21 protein-coding genes and 1 pseudogene are annotated in these 18,579 nt (G+C 35.3%); 12 read left to right on the top strand and 10 right to left on the bottom strand.

Annotated elements, in window-relative coordinates; all coding sequences use genetic code 11:
• Positions 1-31: 31 nt before the first annotated feature.
• Positions 32-682 carry a DUF3885 domain-containing protein gene (locus DFQ12_RS03940; RefSeq protein WP_120257705.1) on the bottom strand — a complete coding sequence of 217 codons (651 nt, stop codon included), beginning with the start codon at positions 680-682 and terminating at the stop codon, positions 32-34.
• A 462-nt stretch (positions 683-1,144) separates the two neighbouring features.
• On the opposite strand from DFQ12_RS03940, the gene DFQ12_RS03935 reads away from it, so the two are divergent.
• Positions 1,145-2,236 (top strand): hypothetical protein, encoded by a 1,092-nt coding sequence (locus DFQ12_RS03935; protein WP_120257704.1) that lies wholly within the window; start codon positions 1,145-1,147, stop codon positions 2,234-2,236.
• Positions 2,237-2,312: 76 nt separating this feature from the next.
• Here the strand turns inward: DFQ12_RS03935 and DFQ12_RS28615 are convergent.
• Positions 2,313-2,450, bottom strand: a pseudogene (locus tag DFQ12_RS28615) (YdeI/OmpD-associated family protein); the annotation flags it as partial.
• Positions 2,451-2,541: 91 nt separating this feature from the next.
• Between DFQ12_RS28615 and DFQ12_RS03925 the strand changes: the two are divergent.
• Positions 2,542-3,513 (top strand): Rpn family recombination-promoting nuclease/putative transposase, encoded by a 972-nt coding sequence (locus DFQ12_RS03925; RefSeq protein WP_167457188.1) that lies wholly within the window; start codon positions 2,542-2,544, stop codon positions 3,511-3,513.
• A 16-nt stretch (positions 3,514-3,529) separates the two neighbouring features.
• On the opposite strand, the gene DFQ12_RS03920 is transcribed toward DFQ12_RS03925, so the two are convergent.
• From DFQ12_RS03920 to DFQ12_RS03890, 7 genes are all read right to left on the bottom strand, one after another.
• Positions 3,530-3,889, bottom strand: a complete 360-nt coding sequence (locus DFQ12_RS03920; protein WP_120257702.1) for a hypothetical protein — start codon at positions 3,887-3,889, stop codon at positions 3,530-3,532.
• A gap of 120 nt (positions 3,890-4,009) precedes the next feature.
• Positions 4,010-4,594, bottom strand: coding sequence for a hypothetical protein (locus tag DFQ12_RS03915; protein WP_120257701.1), 585 nt, complete (start codon positions 4,592-4,594; stop codon positions 4,010-4,012).
• 135 nt (positions 4,595-4,729) lie between these two features.
• Complete coding sequence (locus DFQ12_RS03910) at positions 4,730-5,137, bottom strand: GNAT family N-acetyltransferase (RefSeq protein ID WP_120257700.1); 408 nt, start codon at positions 5,135-5,137, stop codon at positions 4,730-4,732.
• Between the two features lie 39 nt (positions 5,138-5,176).
• Positions 5,177-5,434, bottom strand: coding sequence for a DUF7660 family protein (locus tag DFQ12_RS03905; protein ID WP_120257699.1), 258 nt, complete (start codon positions 5,432-5,434; stop codon positions 5,177-5,179).
• A gap of 35 nt (positions 5,435-5,469) precedes the next feature.
• Complete coding sequence (locus DFQ12_RS03900; protein ID WP_120257698.1) at positions 5,470-5,892, bottom strand: hypothetical protein; 423 nt, start codon at positions 5,890-5,892, stop codon at positions 5,470-5,472.
• Between the two features lie 306 nt (positions 5,893-6,198).
• Positions 6,199-6,780, bottom strand: coding sequence for a YdeI/OmpD-associated family protein (locus tag DFQ12_RS03895; RefSeq protein ID WP_120257697.1), 582 nt, complete (start codon positions 6,778-6,780; stop codon positions 6,199-6,201).
• Entirely contained in the window at positions 6,773-7,738 is a 966-nt protein-coding gene (locus tag DFQ12_RS03890; protein ID WP_120259210.1) for an alpha/beta fold hydrolase, read from the bottom strand. Before DFQ12_RS03890 ends, DFQ12_RS03895 begins: the two co-directional genes overlap by 8 nt.
• 299 nt (positions 7,739-8,037) lie before the next feature.
• Here DFQ12_RS03890 and DFQ12_RS03880 point away from each other — a divergent pair, with 299 nt between their 5' ends.
• The 8 genes from DFQ12_RS03880 to DFQ12_RS03845 all read left to right on the top strand — a co-directional run bounded on the left by DFQ12_RS03880 (position 8,038) and on the right by DFQ12_RS03845 (position 15,598).
• Entirely contained in the window at positions 8,038-9,033 is a 996-nt protein-coding gene (locus DFQ12_RS03880) for a hypothetical protein (protein ID WP_147420321.1), read from the top strand.
• Between the two features lie 42 nt (positions 9,034-9,075).
• A complete protein-coding gene (locus tag DFQ12_RS03875) occupies positions 9,076-9,444 on the top strand; it encodes a DUF4240 domain-containing protein (protein WP_120257694.1) in 369 nt (122 codons plus the stop codon).
• 97 nt (positions 9,445-9,541) lie between these two features.
• On the top strand, positions 9,542-9,862 hold the full coding sequence (locus DFQ12_RS03870) for a hypothetical protein (RefSeq protein WP_147420320.1): 321 nt from the start codon (positions 9,542-9,544) through the stop codon (positions 9,860-9,862).
• 265 nt (positions 9,863-10,127) lie between these two features.
• Entirely contained in the window at positions 10,128-11,372 is a 1,245-nt protein-coding gene (locus DFQ12_RS03865; protein ID WP_120257692.1) for an alpha/beta hydrolase-fold protein, read from the top strand.
• 269 nt (positions 11,373-11,641) lie between these two features.
• Positions 11,642-12,220 (top strand): Crp/Fnr family transcriptional regulator, encoded by a 579-nt coding sequence (locus DFQ12_RS03860; protein ID WP_120257691.1) that lies wholly within the window; start codon positions 11,642-11,644, stop codon positions 12,218-12,220.
• Positions 12,221-12,291: 71 nt separating this feature from the next.
• Positions 12,292-13,206 (top strand): DUF4267 domain-containing protein, encoded by a 915-nt coding sequence (locus tag DFQ12_RS03855; protein ID WP_120257690.1) that lies wholly within the window; start codon positions 12,292-12,294, stop codon positions 13,204-13,206.
• Positions 13,207-14,586: 1,380 nt separating this feature from the next.
• The gene (locus DFQ12_RS03850) at positions 14,587-14,988 is read left to right on the top strand and encodes a hypothetical protein (protein WP_120257689.1); all 402 of its coding nucleotides are present in this window, start codon (positions 14,587-14,589) and stop codon (positions 14,986-14,988) included.
• Between the two features lie 46 nt (positions 14,989-15,034).
• The gene (locus DFQ12_RS03845; RefSeq protein WP_120257688.1) at positions 15,035-15,598 is read left to right on the top strand and encodes a hypothetical protein; all 564 of its coding nucleotides are present in this window, start codon (positions 15,035-15,037) and stop codon (positions 15,596-15,598) included.
• 224 nt (positions 15,599-15,822) lie between these two features.
• On the opposite strand, the gene DFQ12_RS03840 is transcribed toward DFQ12_RS03845, so the two are convergent.
• Positions 15,823-16,362, bottom strand: a complete 540-nt coding sequence (locus DFQ12_RS03840; RefSeq protein WP_120257687.1) for a hypothetical protein — start codon at positions 16,360-16,362, stop codon at positions 15,823-15,825.
• 501 nt (positions 16,363-16,863) lie between these two features.
• Between DFQ12_RS03840 and DFQ12_RS03835 the strand changes: the two genes are divergently transcribed.
• Complete coding sequence (locus tag DFQ12_RS03835; RefSeq protein ID WP_208642426.1) at positions 16,864-17,667, top strand: hypothetical protein; 804 nt, start codon at positions 16,864-16,866, stop codon at positions 17,665-17,667.
• 180 nt (positions 17,668-17,847) lie between these two features.
• Positions 17,848-18,543 (top strand): VIT1/CCC1 transporter family protein, encoded by a 696-nt coding sequence (locus tag DFQ12_RS03830; RefSeq protein ID WP_120257686.1) that lies wholly within the window; start codon positions 17,848-17,850, stop codon positions 18,541-18,543.
• Positions 18,544-18,579: the final 36 nt, after the last annotated feature.

Below are 18,579 nucleotides of genomic sequence, written 5' to 3'. Positions count from 1 at the left end.
CAATTTACACGAACAAAACTGTGATCTGATTTTATGTGAAGAGCTTTTCTATTTGCGCCCTGTCATGGTCAAGAATCCAGTCTTTGTGGTTTTCGTAAATTGGTCTTAGTGTTTCAATATCAGTAGCGACAAGATCAAGACCTCTGTCATCGTACATATTAAAAATAAGTTTTTTATTGATGTTTATAAAGTAAATCTCTTTGTTCGAAATTATATGATTATACGCTAACCTTGGGAATCTTGAAGGAAAGTCTTGATTTGCAATTGCCATTAATATGGTTTTATGATTTACTCTACCAGACTTCAGTTTAATAATGGCAAGATTTCGAATATCAAATTTATCGCGGGGATCGTAAAGCCTTAATTCTTTCGAAAAACTTATTTCAGCTGCATGGAAATCCTGAATTTGTTTAAAGATAAAGTTCGAACATCGAATTTTTCTGCGTTTGTATTTATAGTCTATTAAAACTAGAAACACATTGTCTGAACTGTCAAAGGCACTTTGAAAAATTGTCGTTGCACGCCTGTTAACGTTGTGAAAGTATTTTTCTGTATTGGTTTCACCAATTTGTAAGTCAAATCGAAGCCCAAAATCACAGCTGTAAAATAAAGGAGCTCTAAGCTTTAACTTATTGAAGTGATCTTTTAAAAACTGTCTATATTCTTGCTTGGTTGTTTGCACAGTGAAGATTTAATTAGATGAATATTAAAGATGATTTATATGGACATCTCTTAATTACCGACCTACAACAAAGTCTTGCTGCTGTATCAGCTTATTTTTTGTAGCGTACAGTAATGTCTCGACCAAATCCAAACCTAAAAGAGTTTCCGTCATATTATTCTACAACTTCATTTGTTGGATTCAGACTTTAATATCCGAATTCTTCAAAGTTCGCCCGGCCCATTGCTATCCAACTTTCCCAATATAATCGACCCGTAGATCCTGCCCCGTCTGGGTCGATAGTATAAAAGTCAGCTCAGTTTTATCACCCTAAAAGTATCGCTTTGCATCTAATATATAAAAAAAAGTATTTGGATTGCTGTATAAATTTAGCGCTCTTTTTTAGCATTTTCCATAGAATCTATTCTCTAATTTAGTGAATTGCGTATATTTGAGATTGATGCACAATAATACCAAGACAGCGTGACAGTAGTAGAAAAATATAAAACTGAACTCGACTTAGTCCGACAGAATCCAAAACTCCTGGACAATTATCGCTTTGACAAAGACGCCGTAAATTCAAAACACTTTGACCGATTAAGACTAAATATTGCAATTTACAATGATTTTAAACAGACGGACTATGAAATTGTAAAATATCTTTTTGCAGAAGAAAAGGAATGGCGAAAATATGGGAAAGACGGTGATGTTGATAATTTATATTTCTGTGCCTTCATTCTGACACGTTTCAATTCACCTGAAATCGTTTGGTTGTTTTTTGAAGCTAAAAATATTGATTTTGACAGCGGAATTGGATTTGATGGAGAATATTTGGTTTCGGCAGGAATTAAAGAAACCTACCAATATTTAAAAACAGCGGACAACCCAAAGAAAACTGAACTGCTAAAGTATATTGGAGAAGCGGAAGAAAGTTGTATTTATTCTCAGGCAGACATTGACGATTGGAAGGAAATGAAAAAGTCCTATTTCAGGAGTTACAAATTACCAATTCAAGACGAACTGTATTTTCTCTATTCGACAAATGAAAGAGAACTATTTTTGACGAAATTACCTGAATGGATCAATCAAGAAAGAGCTTGGACTTATGAAGAACTAGGTTTATATAGGACATACGCCAAATATGCAGAGGACAAGGTTTCAGAGATTGAAGCTTATAAATTGACACTCAAAAAAAATGATAAAGATTTTCTAACCGACATCTACAATCACCAATTGGCAGAGTTATATGTTGAGACTGGTGAAAATAATAAAGCTCTTGAAATCCTTGAGGGTATAATAAAAGGAACAGATAACAGCAATATTGTAAGAGATTGTATTGAACAACTTTGCAGAATAATTATTAGAACAAACAGCTCATCAGATGAGATAGCTAAGAATTCATATCATATTATAAAAGGTCAACATAAAAAGTACAGAAACTTTTCTCCAATGGTGGATGACTTAATTAAGGACGTGACAGAAATAATGAAAGAGGAAAAAATTACTGCACATAACAGCAGCTTGCCGAGAGCTGCGCGGATGTGGTGGCAGAAACTTTTCGGCTCTGAATATTAGATGTACACTCCCTCAATCTTTAAGAATTGCATTTAAAGAAAAATAAGGTGTATTTAAAATCTATTTAATCCTTTTTCTATCGCAAATGTCTTGGTTTAAGGTTTAATGCTGCACTTTCTACAACCTCCGCTATGCGCTTTTGTCCGGTTTCCCGTTTTCTGACCAGGATAATCCAGCCCAATATTATTTTTCTTGTTGATTTGCTCAGACTTACAAAATACTTTCTTGTCTATATTTATACTAATTATTTTAGTATTTTTCAGTTTGTTATTGTATATTTGCCTGATAACCAATTAATAAATATTATGGCTAGATCAAAAAAACATTTGGGTAGGTATGTAGATCCACGTACCGATTTCGGTTGGAAATTTTACTTTGGTAGAGAGGACAACAAAATCTTACTAATTGAGTTTCTCAATAGTCTATTTCATGGAGAGAAGATAATTTCGGATCTAAGATATAAGCCTGTAGAACAAGATGGCGATTATGAGGAAATGCGTCGTGTTGTATTTGATTTACATTGTATCGGCAGCGATGGTGAGGTTTTCATCATTGAGATGCAGCAGCTCTTTCAAGAATTTTTTAAGGACCGTGCGGTGTATTATACCTCACGTCTCATCAATAAACAATTAGCGCGAGGTAAGAAGGGTAGTGATTATTACCTACCGCAGGTTTACTTTATTGGTATTTTGGAGTTTGACATGGATAGAAATGGAAGTTCTGGTATATCCCGTGTCACAGAGCGGCCTTATTTCTATGATGTGGCGCTGTGTGACAAATTGACCAAAGAAATATTCTATGATAAATTGGGATATAAGATGATTTCGCTTCCATTGTTTAATAAACAGCCAGAGGAGCTAAAGACAGTTATGGATCAGTGGTTGTACTTACTTAAACATTTGAGTACCATGGATAGATTGCCATCATTTTTGGATAAAAGAATATTTGGTCTTATCTTTGAGATAGGGGAGATAGGTAAATTAACGGAGGAGGAACTCATGTCATACGAAGCAAGTTTAAAACATAAGCGTGATGCTGAGAGCGTATTTAATTCGGCCAAAAAATCCGGAGAAGCTTTAGGTCATGCTAAAGGTTTGGCGGAAGGTAAAGCTAAAGGTCTAGCAGAAGGTAAAGCTAAGGGTTTAGCGGAAGGTTTAGCGGAAGGGGGGCGTAGAAAAGCAGTTGAGACTGCTAAAGCATTTAAGGAAATGGGGCTACCTACAGCTGATATTGCTAAGGGTACAGGACTTTCTGTCGAAGAGATCGAAAAACTCTAAGGTTCTTTATGGGAAATCATCCTTTTTCTATATCAAAAAAGTAACTGGAAACAATTGCAGCAATTGAATAGCAGATTAATGGCTGCATAATTCCAATGAAGTTAACCCAAAAAAGAGTTATTCCAATGCCCAGAATCGTAGTGGAAACCAAAATTAATCTTACCCATTTTCTGTCCATTCTATTCTTTTTTTTAAGCCAGTAGAAAACTAAAATATAAACCAATAGGGTGGGTAAAGAGAAGACTAAACTTGCGGCCGATAGCATGAGCGCAAAAACAATTGCCTCTTCAGCGCCTAATCCCTCCGAGAGAATAAAAAGAACTGCACCAAGTAATAAAGTGCTTCCCCAATGTTTAAAAATGTACAACCAGTTCATAGTTTAAAGATTAAGCGGTATGCATCAGCAATAGTCTTTTTATATTAATAAATCACAATTTGAGTTCCATTTTTTGAAGATCATCGTTGGGCAAGAGCTCCCTTTGTTGTTGAGAATAATTTAATCTATAATTTTAAAGTTAAGTTTGTTATTCCCTATTAAATGGATTAATTCTTCGTTCGTTATACTTCCATCAATTTTGTTTGGTACCACAACTCCAACCGGATGTCCAAAATTTAGGTATTCAGTACTATACATGTTTCCTTTCGAATCAATCAATCGTTCCGATTCAGTCCATTCATACCCAATATAATCAACTTGGTTTACTAATTCTTCAATCGTTTCTAACTCAATTATATCTTTGGGATATTTTAAATCAATTATTATTGAAGGAAACTCAGGGGGATCAAATTTGTCAGTGCATTTCCATTTTTTTAAGTATTTGGAAATCATTTGTTCAAGTTTGTTGAAATTGCGTTTGTCATGTATACTCCACATATCATTAAACAACGCTCTATCTATGTCCTTTATGGGTTGAATGGAGTTTAAATTCAATTTTACATCACCCAATCCCCTTATTGGATATTTAAAAGCATCAAAGGGAATCTTCCTTCCCATTGAATTATTTAAATCGTCAATTTCTATCCACCAATAATCAATACGTTTAAGTTTTTTTAATCTGTTATATTCAGGTATTTTGCCCATAAATAGATAATAAAACCAATTCCTCTCAATTTGTGAATTAGAATCTAACAAGGAATTACTATTTGATATTTGTAATGTATGCGTCATTCCATTATTGCTGATAATATTTGCTCGAACTTTGTTATTTCCTCAATTTTAATGGTCACCACCGGAATAGATCCACATTGGTTCCGTTTGACCTGCTCGTTCAAAGCCGTTCTTTTTATAAAAGTCGATAGCCTTTCCATCGGCGGTGAGCATCTGCATATGAAAATCCTTATAAATCTCTTGCATTTTATCCATAATCCAACGGCCAATCCCCTTGCCTTGATAGGAGGGTAGTACTAGTAAATGCGGATAATAAACCACGAGGTATCCATCGGAAATGGCATTCCCTAGGCCTACTAATGTTGTACCATCCCATGCAGTAACTAAAGAATGCGAATTTAAGAGGGCTTTTATCAGTAGTTCTGGTTTTTCGGCTGCACTCCATTTATTAGCTTGGTATAGTTGCAGAATGTCGTTTGCATTCAAATCTCTATTAATACTAAGCTTTATGTTCATATATTATTCCGTAGTTTTCGTTAGTATAAATGCCTATTATTACTCATAAACTTTAGCGCCCTTGAAAATATCAGCAAATGTTGACCACGCAGCTTTTTCAGCATCTACATTTGCATCTGTATTATCATAATACCCTTGGATATCTTCTGTATATGCGGCCAAAGCTTCCAGAAAATCGGGTAAGGTTTTGTTTTTCCAAGTTTCAGGCTGTTGGAGCAAATCCTGATGCAGAAGATCAAGAAATTTAATGAAGCTTTGTCTGTCTGTGACTTTCAATTCGTATAATTGATTAACCATATGTTTTTTACATTACCGTACATAAATTTTCTGTATCACTCCACAACATCCAAATCAAACACCTCAAAAACAGTCTCATCATTGCTGTCATAAATACCCCACGGTTTTTCAAGCGAGATTTTAATGATCGTTCTTTTTTTCTCTTTCCTGGTCTTGGTCGTGAAAATCTCTATGCGCCGGTCTAATATTTCCCCGGGGATCAACGACCAAAGAGGATAGGTTGTATTTTCGTTCCAATCTTGGTCAGATAGAACTGGAACTTTCTCTTCAATAATATGCAGATTACCATCTATATCAGTGAATTCACATCGGACAAATCCAGGAACGTCGTTGCTTATGTAAGCTGTAACTTTTACGCGAAGAAATCCCATTTTTGCAAACTGCTCACTAGCAAATATACCGTAATCATTTAGTTTATCTCTCAACTGAACAATGCGGGAAGTCTTTTTCTTTTTCATAATAAATATAAGTTATCTGTTTTTGTTATCTTTAATTCTTTGCTACGTGTTTTAAGATTTGTTTAAATTTAACATAAAATATCAGCGTTAGATGAAGCTTTTAGAGTTAATTCTAATGAAGAACTGGCAAAATTACTCTATAATTATGCGATTAATGATGCTTAGGCAAATCTAAATAGTTGATATAACCAAACTACTTTGGTAACTATTATTATGAAACTGGAACTAGGAATAGTCATTACTCCGAAATAGCCCAATCACCCCGGTATTTAATCTTTTAAGACTCTAAAAGGATTACGTGTCTTTCTATCGCAAATGTCTTGGTTTAAGGTTTAGTGCTGCACTTTCTACAACCTCAGCTATGCGCTTTTGTCTGGTTTCCGGTTTTCTGACGAGGATAATCCAGCCCAATATTATTTTTCTTGTTGATTTGCTCAGACTTAGAAAATAATCTCTCGAGCCAGTATGTTTTTCGAAAGCAATTTCTAAGTCATTTGGAATGATCAGATCTTCAACTTCATCTAAAATTGTCCATGATCCATTTTGTTTTGCAACTTCCACGCATGCTAAACCCGCCTTTGTCATTCGCCGACTTTCACTGAGTTGCTTAACTTTTTCTTTGTTGATTTTTGACCAGTTGCTTTTCGGCTTACGTTTGGTAAAAAATTGCATGTAAGAAGAATCGTCAATCGTCTTTCTTGTGCTGTCAATCCAGCCGAAGCAAAGCGCTTCGTCAACGGCCTCACTCCAACTTAATGAGGGAATATTCGACTTTTTTGTATAAAAGACAAGCCAAACAGATTGTCTGGACAGATGGTTTTCATCCAACCATTGTCTCCAATCTGTTTGGCTTTGCGGACAATAGGTATCTATATCCTTATTATGCATTTTGTTGGGCTAACCATTTTAAAACTGAGCGGTTTGTTTTCTCCGGTTTTTCCTGTTGAATCCAGTGACCACAATCCAGACTGACAATATCCAGATTGGGAACGATATTTTTAAGATTTTCAGACTTTGGAATCGTATCCTGTTCTCCATATATCATCAGCGTCGGCTGATGAATGATCGGCTTTATGTTCGCCATAAGGTGCCAGTTTCGATCAAGGTTTCTGTACCAATTTATGGCTCCGGTAAACCCAGATAATTCAAAGGCCGAAACAAATACAGACAGTTCGCTGTCTTCCATCAGAGGCTTCCCAATTGGTTCTACTGCTCTTGCGAGATTAATCATTAGCATGCCGGGAGCAGGTGGGGCGGGAGGGATATCTTTGCGGAATATGTTATGTAAGAACCGGTGTATGTTTTCATTCATGATAGCATCCGCAATTCCGATCTGCTTATTGAAATGAACAAAATAGAAGTCTTCTCCAAATAAGGTTTCCATAAATTCAATCCATGGCTGTTCTCCGCGTTCCTGGTAAGGCAGCGCCAAGTTTATTATTTTATTTACCCGTTCAGGATACAGTAGTGCCAGATTCCACACCACATTAGCACCCCAGTCATGCCCCACAAAGGTGGCATCCCTGTATCCGTAATGATCAAGTAGCGCGACAAGGTCAGCCGTCAAGTGCTTTATATCATATTCCGTTATTTCGGTGGGGCAAGATGAGTTACCATAACCACGTTGATTTGGGACAATGACGTGATAACCTGCAGCGACCAGAACCGGAATCTGATAACGCCAGGAAAATGCGTGTTCCGGAAAACCGTGACAGAGAATAATCGGTTTCCCCGAATTTTGCCTTCCTGCTTCAAATACCTCTAATACAACATTATTAACTGAAATCAGCGTAGGCTCTGGAAATTCGATCTGATCGGATGCTTTACCGGATGATATGTCGCTCATGTTTTTATTGTTTAATAAAATTGTCATGAAGCAAATTTAAATCTGGTTTGTGACAACTTAATGTCAGTAGTCAAAACTGACCTCTTCCCAAAAAACGGGCCGACGGCAACGAATAATAAAGCACATCAGGCGAATTGTAATTTTAGGGAACACCTAAGCATTAAATCTTTAAATTTATTCAAAAATCTACCCATGAAAAACAAATGGTATAATCAAAATGATGTGTATATCGCAAAGAAGCACAGTCCAATTACGATAATTGGCCTACTGATTTTCGCTGTCAAAAAAAATAACCAAGTATGATGAAATTTAGCAGAATATTTTTATTTATAAATCTTACACTTCTATCTGTTAGCTGTAAGGGACAGAATAAAAGCACAAAATCAGAAAAGGATATCTATGCTATTGGAACCGAAATAAAGCACTTCGATAAAGAACCGCATTATGGCGCAAATATATCAACGAGTAATTGCTCATTCGAAATTCTTATCAACGATGTTCCCGTTATCAAATACAGAGATAATTCAGGAGGGAGTTTATCGGGTTCGTACTTCCCTTTGAATTGGGACATCACACAAAAAGGCCCGCAAAAAATCACCATTCGTCTCTCTCCAGGATTTAATCAAAATGCAAAGTCAATGCATCCATCATTGATGAGAAACTCTGGGGTTCAGATCAAAATCGAAAAATCCTTCATGGGTACAGATGGCAGTTGGGGTGATGAGGAAGAAGTGACTACCTACACCACTCCACAAAAAATAGTGGAAGGTAAAGAAGTTTCAACATTTGACGGAAAGAATTTTTTTGAAGACAGTTTTACTTTTGACGCTGAAGTTCCCTACAAAATAGACATTTTAGATAATGCCGAAGTTCTTTTTACAAAGAACAAAGACCAGCTACAGGCATTAGAAAAGCAAGTTGTTGCAAAATACAATGAGATAAGAGGTATATATATGAAAGGCACGAAAGACGATTTGGCGAATGCTGTATATGAAAAAGAAAAAAGACTCGCACAGCAAATGTATCTTTCTTCTGAAAAAGTAAAAAATAGCTGGGACAAAGAATATCAATTCCGAACAGATGAGGATTTAGAGTTTTTTGATCTGAAACCCATTGAAAAATACAAAATGACTTTCTATGCTAACGGACAACTGGTGTGTTTAGAGAAAATTAATAATGAGAAATCAGCACTGTGGGGAGGCTTTAAGCGAAAAGATGAAGAAGTTGGTACTACAACTTACATTCAGCTATATCTGTATCGCCAAAAAAACAGCAAGGAGCTTCAAGTTTATTAAGATCGACACCCGGCAAATATCAAACTTTAAAGAACAAAAGATATGCATCATATTCAAACATTGGAATGGTTTTGGTCGATAATAAAAAAGGCCGATTGTAATAGAGAAAAGCTAAAAGAAATTCTTAGTGCTTTTAAAAAAGAAGAAATTATCAGATTTCAGGAGAATTTTGTGGATGCTTCAATTGAATTGCAGGATAAACCATATACTGATTATATGGAAGAATCCGAAGATGGGGTGGAAGATATTGCGAATTGGATAGTGAGTAATGGCCTAGATTTATATGTGTCGGTTATTAAAAATCCGGAAAAAACACCCTATAGTGTTAACGAATTTACAAATCAAATTCTTTATGGTGTAGCCGACGAAGTTTGTAGAGAAAAATATGGAGAGTCGACAGGTATTTATTAAAACTCCGACGTATAGAACAACAAATTTGATAGTGGCGGAGAAGAACGGTATTCTGCATGTAAAACGTTAGCTAAAATAGAAATTAATGGCGTACAGTATGAAAAATCTACTTGTAATCATATTGTTTATGCCTAGTATTATGATTATAAGTCTCCTAAGGCAATTGAAAAATAATGCCGTATTATTTAGAAAATCTATGAGCTTTAGTATAGCTATGAATAAGTTGACAGTTTTAGAATCAAAATTGCTTTCTGTTCTTGCACAGAAATATCAGGCTTTAAATAGCCATATAGAAAAAATATATGTTGTAGAAAAGGAATGTACCGGTGTAGGGCAGTATGTATTTTTCAAGTATTATGACGAAGAATTTACTTGTCTGCTAAGCAATATTAGCAAGGAAAGTACAACTAAAATATAGCTGTTATCAGTGGTTTTTATGAAAAATAAGCTTTAGTAATAGACAACTCGCCATCGTCCACCGGCTAAGCCCTATTTTATCTGGCCCTAATTGAATTTTATTTTGCAATGATGCAGTTGTCAATTTTTGAAATAAGACACAATATAAATTCCCCTTCATTTTTTGTAGTTAGATTTTCGGCGTGCTGAAACATATTCATAATTCTAAAATTTTTACATAAATTTAAAGCTTACTTGTAATTATAAGATCTATTTAATCCTTTTTAATGGCAACAATACGGATGATTTCCAGCATTATACTGACGGGCCGAACTATAACCACAATAATTTGTTTTTTTATTTTTAGCCTTAGCAATTCTTTTGCGCAATCACATGACAATTTTTTAATGCTTGGACAACGCTATACGATAAACTCTAAAATACTTAATGAAAGCAGAAATTATTCTGTTTATTTACCGGCTTCCTATAAAAACAATATCGACAAAAAATACATCGTTGCTTATGTTTTAGATGGGGACAGGAGTAAGTTTTTGGAAGTGTCGGGGATTGCACAATCGATGCATTCAGATGCAAATCTTAAGTTACAAATCCCAGAACTTATTATTGTTTCAATAGAAAACACGGATAGAACGAAGAATTTCACTCCTACAAATTCATTGAATTATTTGGATAGAGAAGATATTTCTGCATTTAAAAGTAGCGGAAAAGCTGATGATTTCATGCGTTTTATGGAGAATGAACTAATGGTGGAAATAAATAAATCTTTCAGAACCGTTCCGCAAAGCATGATTATCGGCCACTCATTGGGTGGACTATTTGCGTTACATTGCCTATTAGAAAATCCACAGCTGTTTAGTTATTACTTACTTATCGACCCTTCTTGGTTTTGGGATCATAATTATATTGGGAAAAGAAGTAAAGAAGTATTAGAGAATCGAGTTGACCTAAAAGCTAGAATATATATTGCATTGGCCAATAATATGCAGGAGGATAAGAGGCATTATCAGTGGGGAAATCAATTTTATAAATTACTGAAAGAGAACAAATCTCCAGATCTGAGGGTAGACTTTAGATATTTTGAAGACGAAAAGCATTTAACAGTAACAATTCCTGCCACATATTATGGCCTTCGATATCTCTTCGAACCATTTAATATTGATATAAACGAAGTAACAAAAGACCCCTATATATTGGTAAATTACAGTGCGAAAATAAAAAAGGAACTTTTCTTTGATACTAAACCGGACCAAAGTTTTGTAAATACTATTGGATATGTTGCCCTTTATGATAGAGAACTACCTGATATAGCAATTTCTATTTTTGAGCTGAATACGAAAAATTATCCGCAATCAATAAATGTATGGGATAGCTTAGCCGAGGCCTACACCGTCAGGGGATATATTAATAAAGCAAAAAAGTGTTATGAAAAAATCTTGACACTTTCTCCAACTAATAATACCGCAAAAACGAAACTTGAAGAATTAAATAGCAAAATAAGACAGAGAAACTAAATGCTGGACATCGGAACGCGAAAAAAGGGAGTTCTATAAGTAGTCGATCTTTTTGAAATTAGCTCCTAACTTTTCAAATGAAAAGTCGGCAAATTTAAAATTTGCTGACTTTCCCTATTATTTAAACTTGATTTGACTGATAAAGTTTTATCGATCATATCTCCCGCCAGTAACTCACGAAAAAAAGATTGCAGTTTAAAGCATGTTTTCGTATTTTGATTTTTTAAGATGAGAACAGCGTTTGAGTTTCCTTACAAATCCAAATTGTTATGATAGACCTATTATTAGGAACGATTGCAAGCACCATAGCCATTGATCAATCAGATAAGGATCTTATTTCACGACTTTTTAGGGAAAAGAAATATGGTAAAGGAGAATACTTTTTGGCCGAAGGAGAAGTTTGTCGCCAGGTAGGTTTTATTATCAGTGGTGTTGTGCAATATTATATCAACCACGATGGGGAAGAGAAAACATACGGATTTGGTAAAGAAATGGATTTTGTCTGCAACAATGAAAGCTTTATCCCGCAAAAGCCTTCAAGGCAGGCGATTCAAGCTTTGGAAGATTGTACGCTATTTGTAATTTCCTATAATGATCTTCAACTATTTTATGCTGAGATCAGGAATGGAGAGCGTTTTGGTAGATTGGTCATAGAACAGGTTTTTGTTCAAACCCTTCGGGGCCTTAATTCTTTTTATACGGATTCACCTGAAATTCGTTATGAAAAATTTATAAAAGAATATCCTGAACTGGTACAAAGGATTCCTCAATATTATATTGCCTCTTACGTCGGTGTAAAGCCCCAGTCATTAAGCCGTATACGAAAGAGAAATACACAACGTGACTAATTTATTAACCCAGGTGCACGAAACCTAATGACCCTACAAATAACTTTGTTGTCAAACAAAAAGATAAAATTATGACAACTAGAATTTGTTACATTATCTCATTTTTAACCGGTTTGGGACTATTGTTTATCGGTATGAGATTTTTGGTTTCGCCATTGAGGGCCGAGTTTGATTATGGTATCGTGACGAATACCAACAATGATTTTTCTTTTCATTATATAAAAGGAATCCGAGATCTATTTTCGGGTATTCTCCTCGTGCTTTTAGTATTGACAAAACAAAGAAAGGCGCTGGCCATAGCACTGCTCGCAGCTACTGTAGTACCCCTGGGTGATCTCATGATCGTAATGATCAAAGATGGAAGCGATTGGCAGCATGGCATAGCTCATCTGATCGCCGTAGCGATCTGCATTATAATAGGTCCAGTACTTCTTATGCAAAAAAGACAAAAAAGCAGTTCTCATCATCAAATATCCTTCGATTTAGTTCAATCTGCGGTCAACGGTGGCCCTACAGTAAGTGAGTGTGATCTACTCCCTGGAGCAAAAACGCCGTGGCATTATCATACGTTATTTTCGGAGAAGTTTGAAATTTTAGAAGGTGAACTGGAAGTGGGCAAGGACGGTAAACGTTACCAACTAAAGCCGGGAGACCAAATAGTTATAGCAGCCAATGAGACTCATCTTTTTAACAACAAGTCTAAAGGTCTGTGTCGGTTGCGGACAACCATAGATCCTGGAAATATTGAATTTGAACAGGCTTCACTTATTCTTTTGGGACTGGCAAAGGATGGTCTTACAAACAGGAGCGGAATACCAAAAAAGTTTTCAGATCTTGCTTTGTTTATTTATCTGAATAATTCCAAGATGACAGGAGCAATGAAAATTGTAGAACCTATTTTAAATCTTGTTGCGAAAATTGCAATAAAAAGGGGGCGATTGAAAGTTCTTGAGGAAGCCTATTGTAAAACAATCAGTCTCCATTAAACTTCAATTTGCCTCATCGCCCTTTTGTAAGCAATCGCCCACAGAATTCAGCTAGTGTTAAAATAGCTAAAAGTAAGGTGTTTAAAAAGGTGTATGCATTGTTGCTTTCTCGATGTAGAAGGCTTCTTTTCTAAGTAATGCTGTTCCTTTATTGTACCTTAAAAATATAATCTAGGGTCACGTAATTATTGTCCTGATAATTCAAATTTTAAAGAAAAATGGATTCCGGAGAATGTGGAAAAATATTTAAAAGACAGAGATCCACTAACGTTAGACTATTTACCTAAGATCTTGGGAACAGGGGAGTAGTTGATCCAATAGTAAAAGCCTAGATTGTGCATTGCCCCCAAAAAGTTGAACACTAGTCGGAGGCAATGCATAGGCTTAGTCTAGGCTTTTAATATGTTATAAATCAGGTGGTGTAAGACCGCCTTGTGCTGGAGTTATTTTAACGTTATAATCTATAAAATCAGATGTTCCACATTCCGTTGTTAACTTCAATGGTAATTTTGAAATAAGAAATGAAGTATATGGTAAGAATACCTTATTTTCTAGTTCAGTAATGAATGAAATTATTCAGAAATTAAATGAGCTTGTAAAGTTTAATAATGAAATTTCCAAAAATCCGCTAAAATAACTGCAGATAACATGGACAGTTTTAAATGCTAAAATTGTCCTAGGAGGGGATTATTAGTGATAGCGAATAGCCAACGGGTAATACGTATTTCAAATAGTTTATAGGAGGTTCTCGCAATAAATACCTAAATAATAAATTGGTTCCTCTCCTTTGAGGATGCTAAACAAAAAATGGAGGGTTTGCAGATAGACTATAATACCTCTAAGTCCATAGCTACTTTGTAGATTTAAGATCCGACACACCGATTAATAATGATAAAAATCGACAACATATTGAAACAGAAAGGCTACTAAAGTTTTTGTTTTTAATGTATTTTTCTATAACAGTAAACGATATTTAAAAAAACATTAGATAACCCATGAAGATTTAGAAACCGGTAGTTCCATTTTGTTGCTTCCGTACATCATTTTGCGAAAGGTTGATGATCCAATAAGGACCAGTCTTGGTAATAAACGCAGGTAAAAATCATTGATAAACAATTAAGATCAAGATAAACCAAAAAAGAACAAGATGGGATATGCTGAAACAATAAAGTTTTTATCTACTACGTAGAGGCCCAATTAATCAAAAATAAGTTAAGTTATGAAAAAGATGCTCTTTAGTTTAGTCTTGTTAATAACCACGTCGGTTATTTTTCATGCGAACGCACAAAAAAAAATAACAACGATTACGATTTTTTTGATACTGTTGTAAATAACCACAATCAAATCTTTCCGGCTTCAGGTATCCCTTCAGCCATTGAAATGGTGCTAAAGTATTGCAAAGCGGTAGATTTTAATTTCTATGACTTACAAATTAAGTGGCAAAATAAAACGGACGGTTCTTTCCGTGACTTTGACAAAAAGGAATTTTACGGAATTGCTTTTTATCAGAAATTTAATTTGCCACGAGATGAAAGTTTTCCAATGGACAGTCTTTTTCAAACGATAGAAAATGAATTGAAATCTGGTAAAAAGGTAATTATAGCACTTCAGGTGGAAACAGGCTGGTCCATATTTCTCGTATATAAAAAGACTCCGGATGGCGAATTTGTTTCTTACAGCAAATTAGGTAGCCATACAACGATACTTAGAAATACAAAAGAAATTGTAAAAAAGTCTAACGGTACAGAAATCATGACGTACAGCATTCCGCCTCATATGTAGAGAGATGTCAGCATGTCTTGTGTGATAATCAAAAATAATTTAAATTATGAAAAAAGTTCTCTTTAGTTTAGTTGTGGTAATATTCACATCTTTTGTTTCTCACGCGGAGGCTCAAACACAAAAAAAGGATGAGTTTGAGTTTTTTGATACTGTCATAAATAACCACAACCAACTTTTTCAAATGTCCTGCATCCCATCTGCTGTCGAAATGGTACTAAAGTATTATAAAGTGGTGGATTTTAATTTTTACGACTTACAAAATGAATGGCAGAACAAAACTGATGGTTCTTTTCGTGATTTTGACAATAAAGAATTATACGGTATTATTTTTTCTCAAAAATTTGTTTTGCCTCGTGATGCAACCTTTCCGATGGACAGCCTTTTTCAAACGATAGAAAATGAATTGAGATCTGGGAGAAAAGTGATTATCTCACTTCCGGCAGACGGTGGTTGGCATATGTTTGTTGTCTGCAAACAAACTCCCGATGGAGACTTTGTATCATATAGCAAACTTGGAAGTCATACATTAATACTTAGAAATACAAAGGAGATTGTGAAAAAGTCTAATGGTACGGAAATCATGACTTATCGCACTCCTCCCGGTATGTAGCCTTTTAATACACTAACAGTAATTTTATTTGATGCCTTTTAACGTCAATAATATTCGTAATAATTGCTTTGAAAATTCTGCAATCTTCTCAATAGGAAATTATCTGTTATTAACAGATTTATGTCATCTACTATTTTGTAAAGCCGTTTGATTTGGCTTGACTTCCGCTGAGGTTCAATTCCCTCATTATTTGCTACTTCATCAGCTACGAGCTGTCTAAGCCCCTAAATATACAGCTGCTTTTGTTTGTTGATATCGTATGTTTTTCGAAGCTCGCTTTTATCTTTGGGCATCAGGTAGATCGCATATTCCACTTCCGCAAGCAATCTTTTCTGTTGATGTCCAAAATATGTGCCTCCTTGTTCAATAAAAGCAAATAATTCATTCACTTTAGAAAATAAGCGAAATAATATTTTGCGCTGTGCTGCATATCTCTGTTGGCCATTTACATTCATTAAGAAATAGGAGTAGAGCATACAATAATTGTCCTTTCCAGCCTCACTATTGAACTCGATATCGTGTTGCAGTTGATAGCTTAATGTGGGATTAAGTGTCTCTTCAAATACAAATTCAGGATGAATTCTTAGAATATTGTCAAAATAGTCCTGACTGTAAACTAGCGAGTCTTTTGTCTGAAAATGCAATACGATTAATGAATCTGCTGCTGCTAGTTTTGTGATAGCTTTCGCCCATGACGAGTTTTTATATCCCAACAAAAGCAATATAACAATACCGATTTGGAATATTTTTACAATTAATTTCATGATATGGCTTTACTAGCTATTGAATTTACAAAAGAGGATTTAAATAGACAAAATATATAACCCAGTAACGATAATTTTAATACCTATTTTGGACCTTGATAGGAGATGAATTTGAAACTCCAGATGAAGCCGTTAGAAGAAATTGACATTTTTATTTTTGATACATTAACAGGTACACTTTAGGCTGTACGCACAGTCGAGAAGAAGAGTAGGGAAGGCCGTAGTTAAAAGAACTGATTGTTGTGTCGATAAAGCCCCACTATATATCATATTGATCGTTATATCAGTAACTAATGCTTTTTTGCTATATAAGTATTTTTGTCAACAGCAAAAAACATTGATTTAGTAGCGTAGATCAGACTATAATTTTGTCCTGAGTTTTAAAAATATAAAATAGCCTCGTGTCAAAAATTCTATAAATTTGTCTTTTTAAATTTAGTTCTAGATATAATTTTACTCTAAATAATTACTCGCAAGACAGCAAAAGGAATTTCTGTAATTATGAAACTTAATTTAGCGCAGCGCAATATGAAAAAGATATTTCAAATGATTAACGGGATCGCATTGTTAGTAACTATCATCATTAATTACCTCTCCAATACAGGGATATTTAATGGACAAACAATGGCAACGATATCCGCCAAATACCAAAATCTATTTACACCAGCAGGTTATGCATTTTCGATCTGGGCGCTTATTTATTTAGGTCTTCTTGGGTTTGTTGTTTATTATGGGGCATTTAGCAAGCAAACAATTGAAAAAGACAAGATAATTTCAAAGGTAGGTTGGTGGTTCCTCATTTCCTGTCTAGCAAATAGTCTATGGGTGATCTCCTGGCTTTATGACTATACGTTTACCACTATTTTATTGATGATTTTGCTATTTGTAGCACTGTTAAAGATAATTCATAATACATTAAATGCCATAAACCACTTTACCATAGTAGACCGTATCTTTCTACAAGTACCTTTCCATATTTACGCTGGATGGATTTCTGTTGCGTTAATTGCCAATGTTGCTGCCTATTTAACCAAGATTCGTTGGGATGGATTTGGATTATCGGATACGGTTTGGACGATTTCTATGTTTACAGTAGCGTTATTAATCCATTTGTTTATGATTTGGAGACGCAATATGCCAACATTCGGCCTGGTAGCAGTTTGGGCTTTAATGGCTATTGCAGTCGCAAATACAAAAAACAATAACCTTGTTTTCTTATCCGCTATTATCGCGGCTGTTATTATCTTTCTAAACGTGGTTACATATTATATCCGATTTAGAAAGGAGAAGGTTGCTTACTCTTGATCTTTTTACTGAAATTTACCGACGTTTTCTAAAATTTTGCTTGTTCATATTGTGACAACAGTTATAAAACATTACAATGGAAGCTACAGTATGACGTTCTTTTGTATTGACTGGAAATTACTTTACCACAAAATCATATAATTTAGTACATTTAATTATCTTTTACTCGTACATATAGTTATGCACCTTCCATTAGAAAAGCATTATGTTAATCGTGTGGGTTGGCTTCGTGCTGCGGTATTAGGCGCCAATGATGGACTGTTATCGACTACAAGTATTGTTATTGGAGTTGCGGCCGCTAATCCTGATCGGAATACCATTGTATTGGCTGCGTTGGCAGGTTTGATTGCAGGAGCAATGTCTATGGCTGCGGGGGAATACGTTTCGGTAAGCTCGCAGGAAGATACTGAAAAAGCAGATCTATTGCGTGAGCAAAAAGAGCTCGAAGAAATGCCAGAGCTAGAGTTGCAGGAGTTGGCGAAGGTATATGGGAAGAGAGGAGTAAGTCCGGAGACAGCACAGCAAGTTGCGCGAGAACTCACCGCGCACGATGCATTAGGGGCTCATGCTCATGATGAATTGGGGATAAATGAAATAACGCAAGCCAAGCCTCTGTTGGCGGCAATAGCATCATTTGGCTCTTTTGCTCTCGGAGCCGTGCTTCCATTTATGGTATCATTATTTGCACCAATTGAGCTGATGGTCTATTTACAATATGGTTTTACGATTATTTTTTTAATGATTCTTGGGGCAATTTCTGCAAAAACAGGGGGCTCAAATATAGGCGTTGCTGTGGGCAGGATCTGTTTTTGGGGTACCATAGCAATGGGTGTGACTGCATTAATAGGTCATCTTTTTGGAGTAAATATCGCTTAGTTCATTAACTATAAATTCTTTCAGTACTTGTTGCAG

Origin of the sequence: Sphingobacterium detergens (assembly GCF_003610355.1) — a bacterium.
GTDB classification, from domain to species: Bacteria; Bacteroidota; Bacteroidia; order Sphingobacteriales; family Sphingobacteriaceae; genus Sphingobacterium; species Sphingobacterium detergens.
The sequence above is the reverse complement of the archived record's forward strand: the minus strand, read 5'-3'. Positions and strand labels throughout refer to the sequence as shown.

Bases quoted from the DNA above. Each gene is read 5' to 3' on its own strand.
- DFQ12_RS03845 (WP_120257688.1), top strand. From the start codon at position 15,035: ATGAAAAAAGTTCTCTTTAGTTTAGTTGTGGTAATATTCACATCTTTT.
- DFQ12_RS03880 (WP_147420321.1), top strand. From the start codon at position 8,038: ATGATGAAATTTAGCAGAATATTTTTATTTATAAATCTTACACTTCTA.
- DFQ12_RS03830 (WP_120257686.1), top strand. From the start codon at position 17,848: ATGCACCTTCCATTAGAAAAGCATTATGTTAATCGTGTGGGTTGGCTT.
- DFQ12_RS03875 (WP_120257694.1), top strand. From the start codon at position 9,076: ATGCATCATATTCAAACATTGGAATGGTTTTGGTCGATAATAAAAAAG.
- DFQ12_RS03900 (WP_120257698.1), bottom strand. From the start codon at position 5,892: ATGAAAAAGAAAAAGACTTCCCGCATTGTTCAGTTGAGAGATAAACTA.
- DFQ12_RS03920 (WP_120257702.1), bottom strand. From the start codon at position 3,889: ATGAACTGGTTGTACATTTTTAAACATTGGGGAAGCACTTTATTACTT.
- DFQ12_RS03925 (WP_167457188.1), top strand. From the start codon at position 2,542: ATGGCTAGATCAAAAAAACATTTGGGTAGGTATGTAGATCCACGTACC.
- DFQ12_RS03905 (WP_120257699.1), bottom strand. From the start codon at position 5,434: ATGGTTAATCAATTATACGAATTGAAAGTCACAGACAGACAAAGCTTC.
- DFQ12_RS03910 (WP_120257700.1), bottom strand. From the start codon at position 5,137: ATGAACATAAAGCTTAGTATTAATAGAGATTTGAATGCAAACGACATT.
- DFQ12_RS03840 (WP_120257687.1), bottom strand. From the start codon at position 16,362: ATGAAATTAATTGTAAAAATATTCCAAATCGGTATTGTTATATTGCTT.
- DFQ12_RS03890 (WP_120259210.1), bottom strand. From the start codon at position 7,738: ATGAGCGACATATCATCCGGTAAAGCATCCGATCAGATCGAATTTCCA.
- DFQ12_RS03855 (WP_120257690.1), top strand. From the start codon at position 12,292: ATGACAACTAGAATTTGTTACATTATCTCATTTTTAACCGGTTTGGGA.
- DFQ12_RS03865 (WP_120257692.1), top strand. From the start codon at position 10,128: ATGGCAACAATACGGATGATTTCCAGCATTATACTGACGGGCCGAACT.
- DFQ12_RS03870 (WP_147420320.1), top strand. From the start codon at position 9,542: ATGAAAAATCTACTTGTAATCATATTGTTTATGCCTAGTATTATGATT.
- DFQ12_RS03915 (WP_120257701.1), bottom strand. From the start codon at position 4,594: ATGGGCAAAATACCTGAATATAACAGATTAAAAAAACTTAAACGTATT.
- DFQ12_RS03835 (WP_208642426.1), top strand. From the start codon at position 16,864: ATGAAACTTAATTTAGCGCAGCGCAATATGAAAAAGATATTTCAAATG.
- DFQ12_RS03850 (WP_120257689.1), top strand. From the start codon at position 14,587: ATGGTGCTAAAGTATTGCAAAGCGGTAGATTTTAATTTCTATGACTTA.
- DFQ12_RS03895 (WP_120257697.1), bottom strand. From the start codon at position 6,780: ATGCATAATAAGGATATAGATACCTATTGTCCGCAAAGCCAAACAGAT.
- DFQ12_RS03860 (WP_120257691.1), top strand. From the start codon at position 11,642: ATGATAGACCTATTATTAGGAACGATTGCAAGCACCATAGCCATTGAT.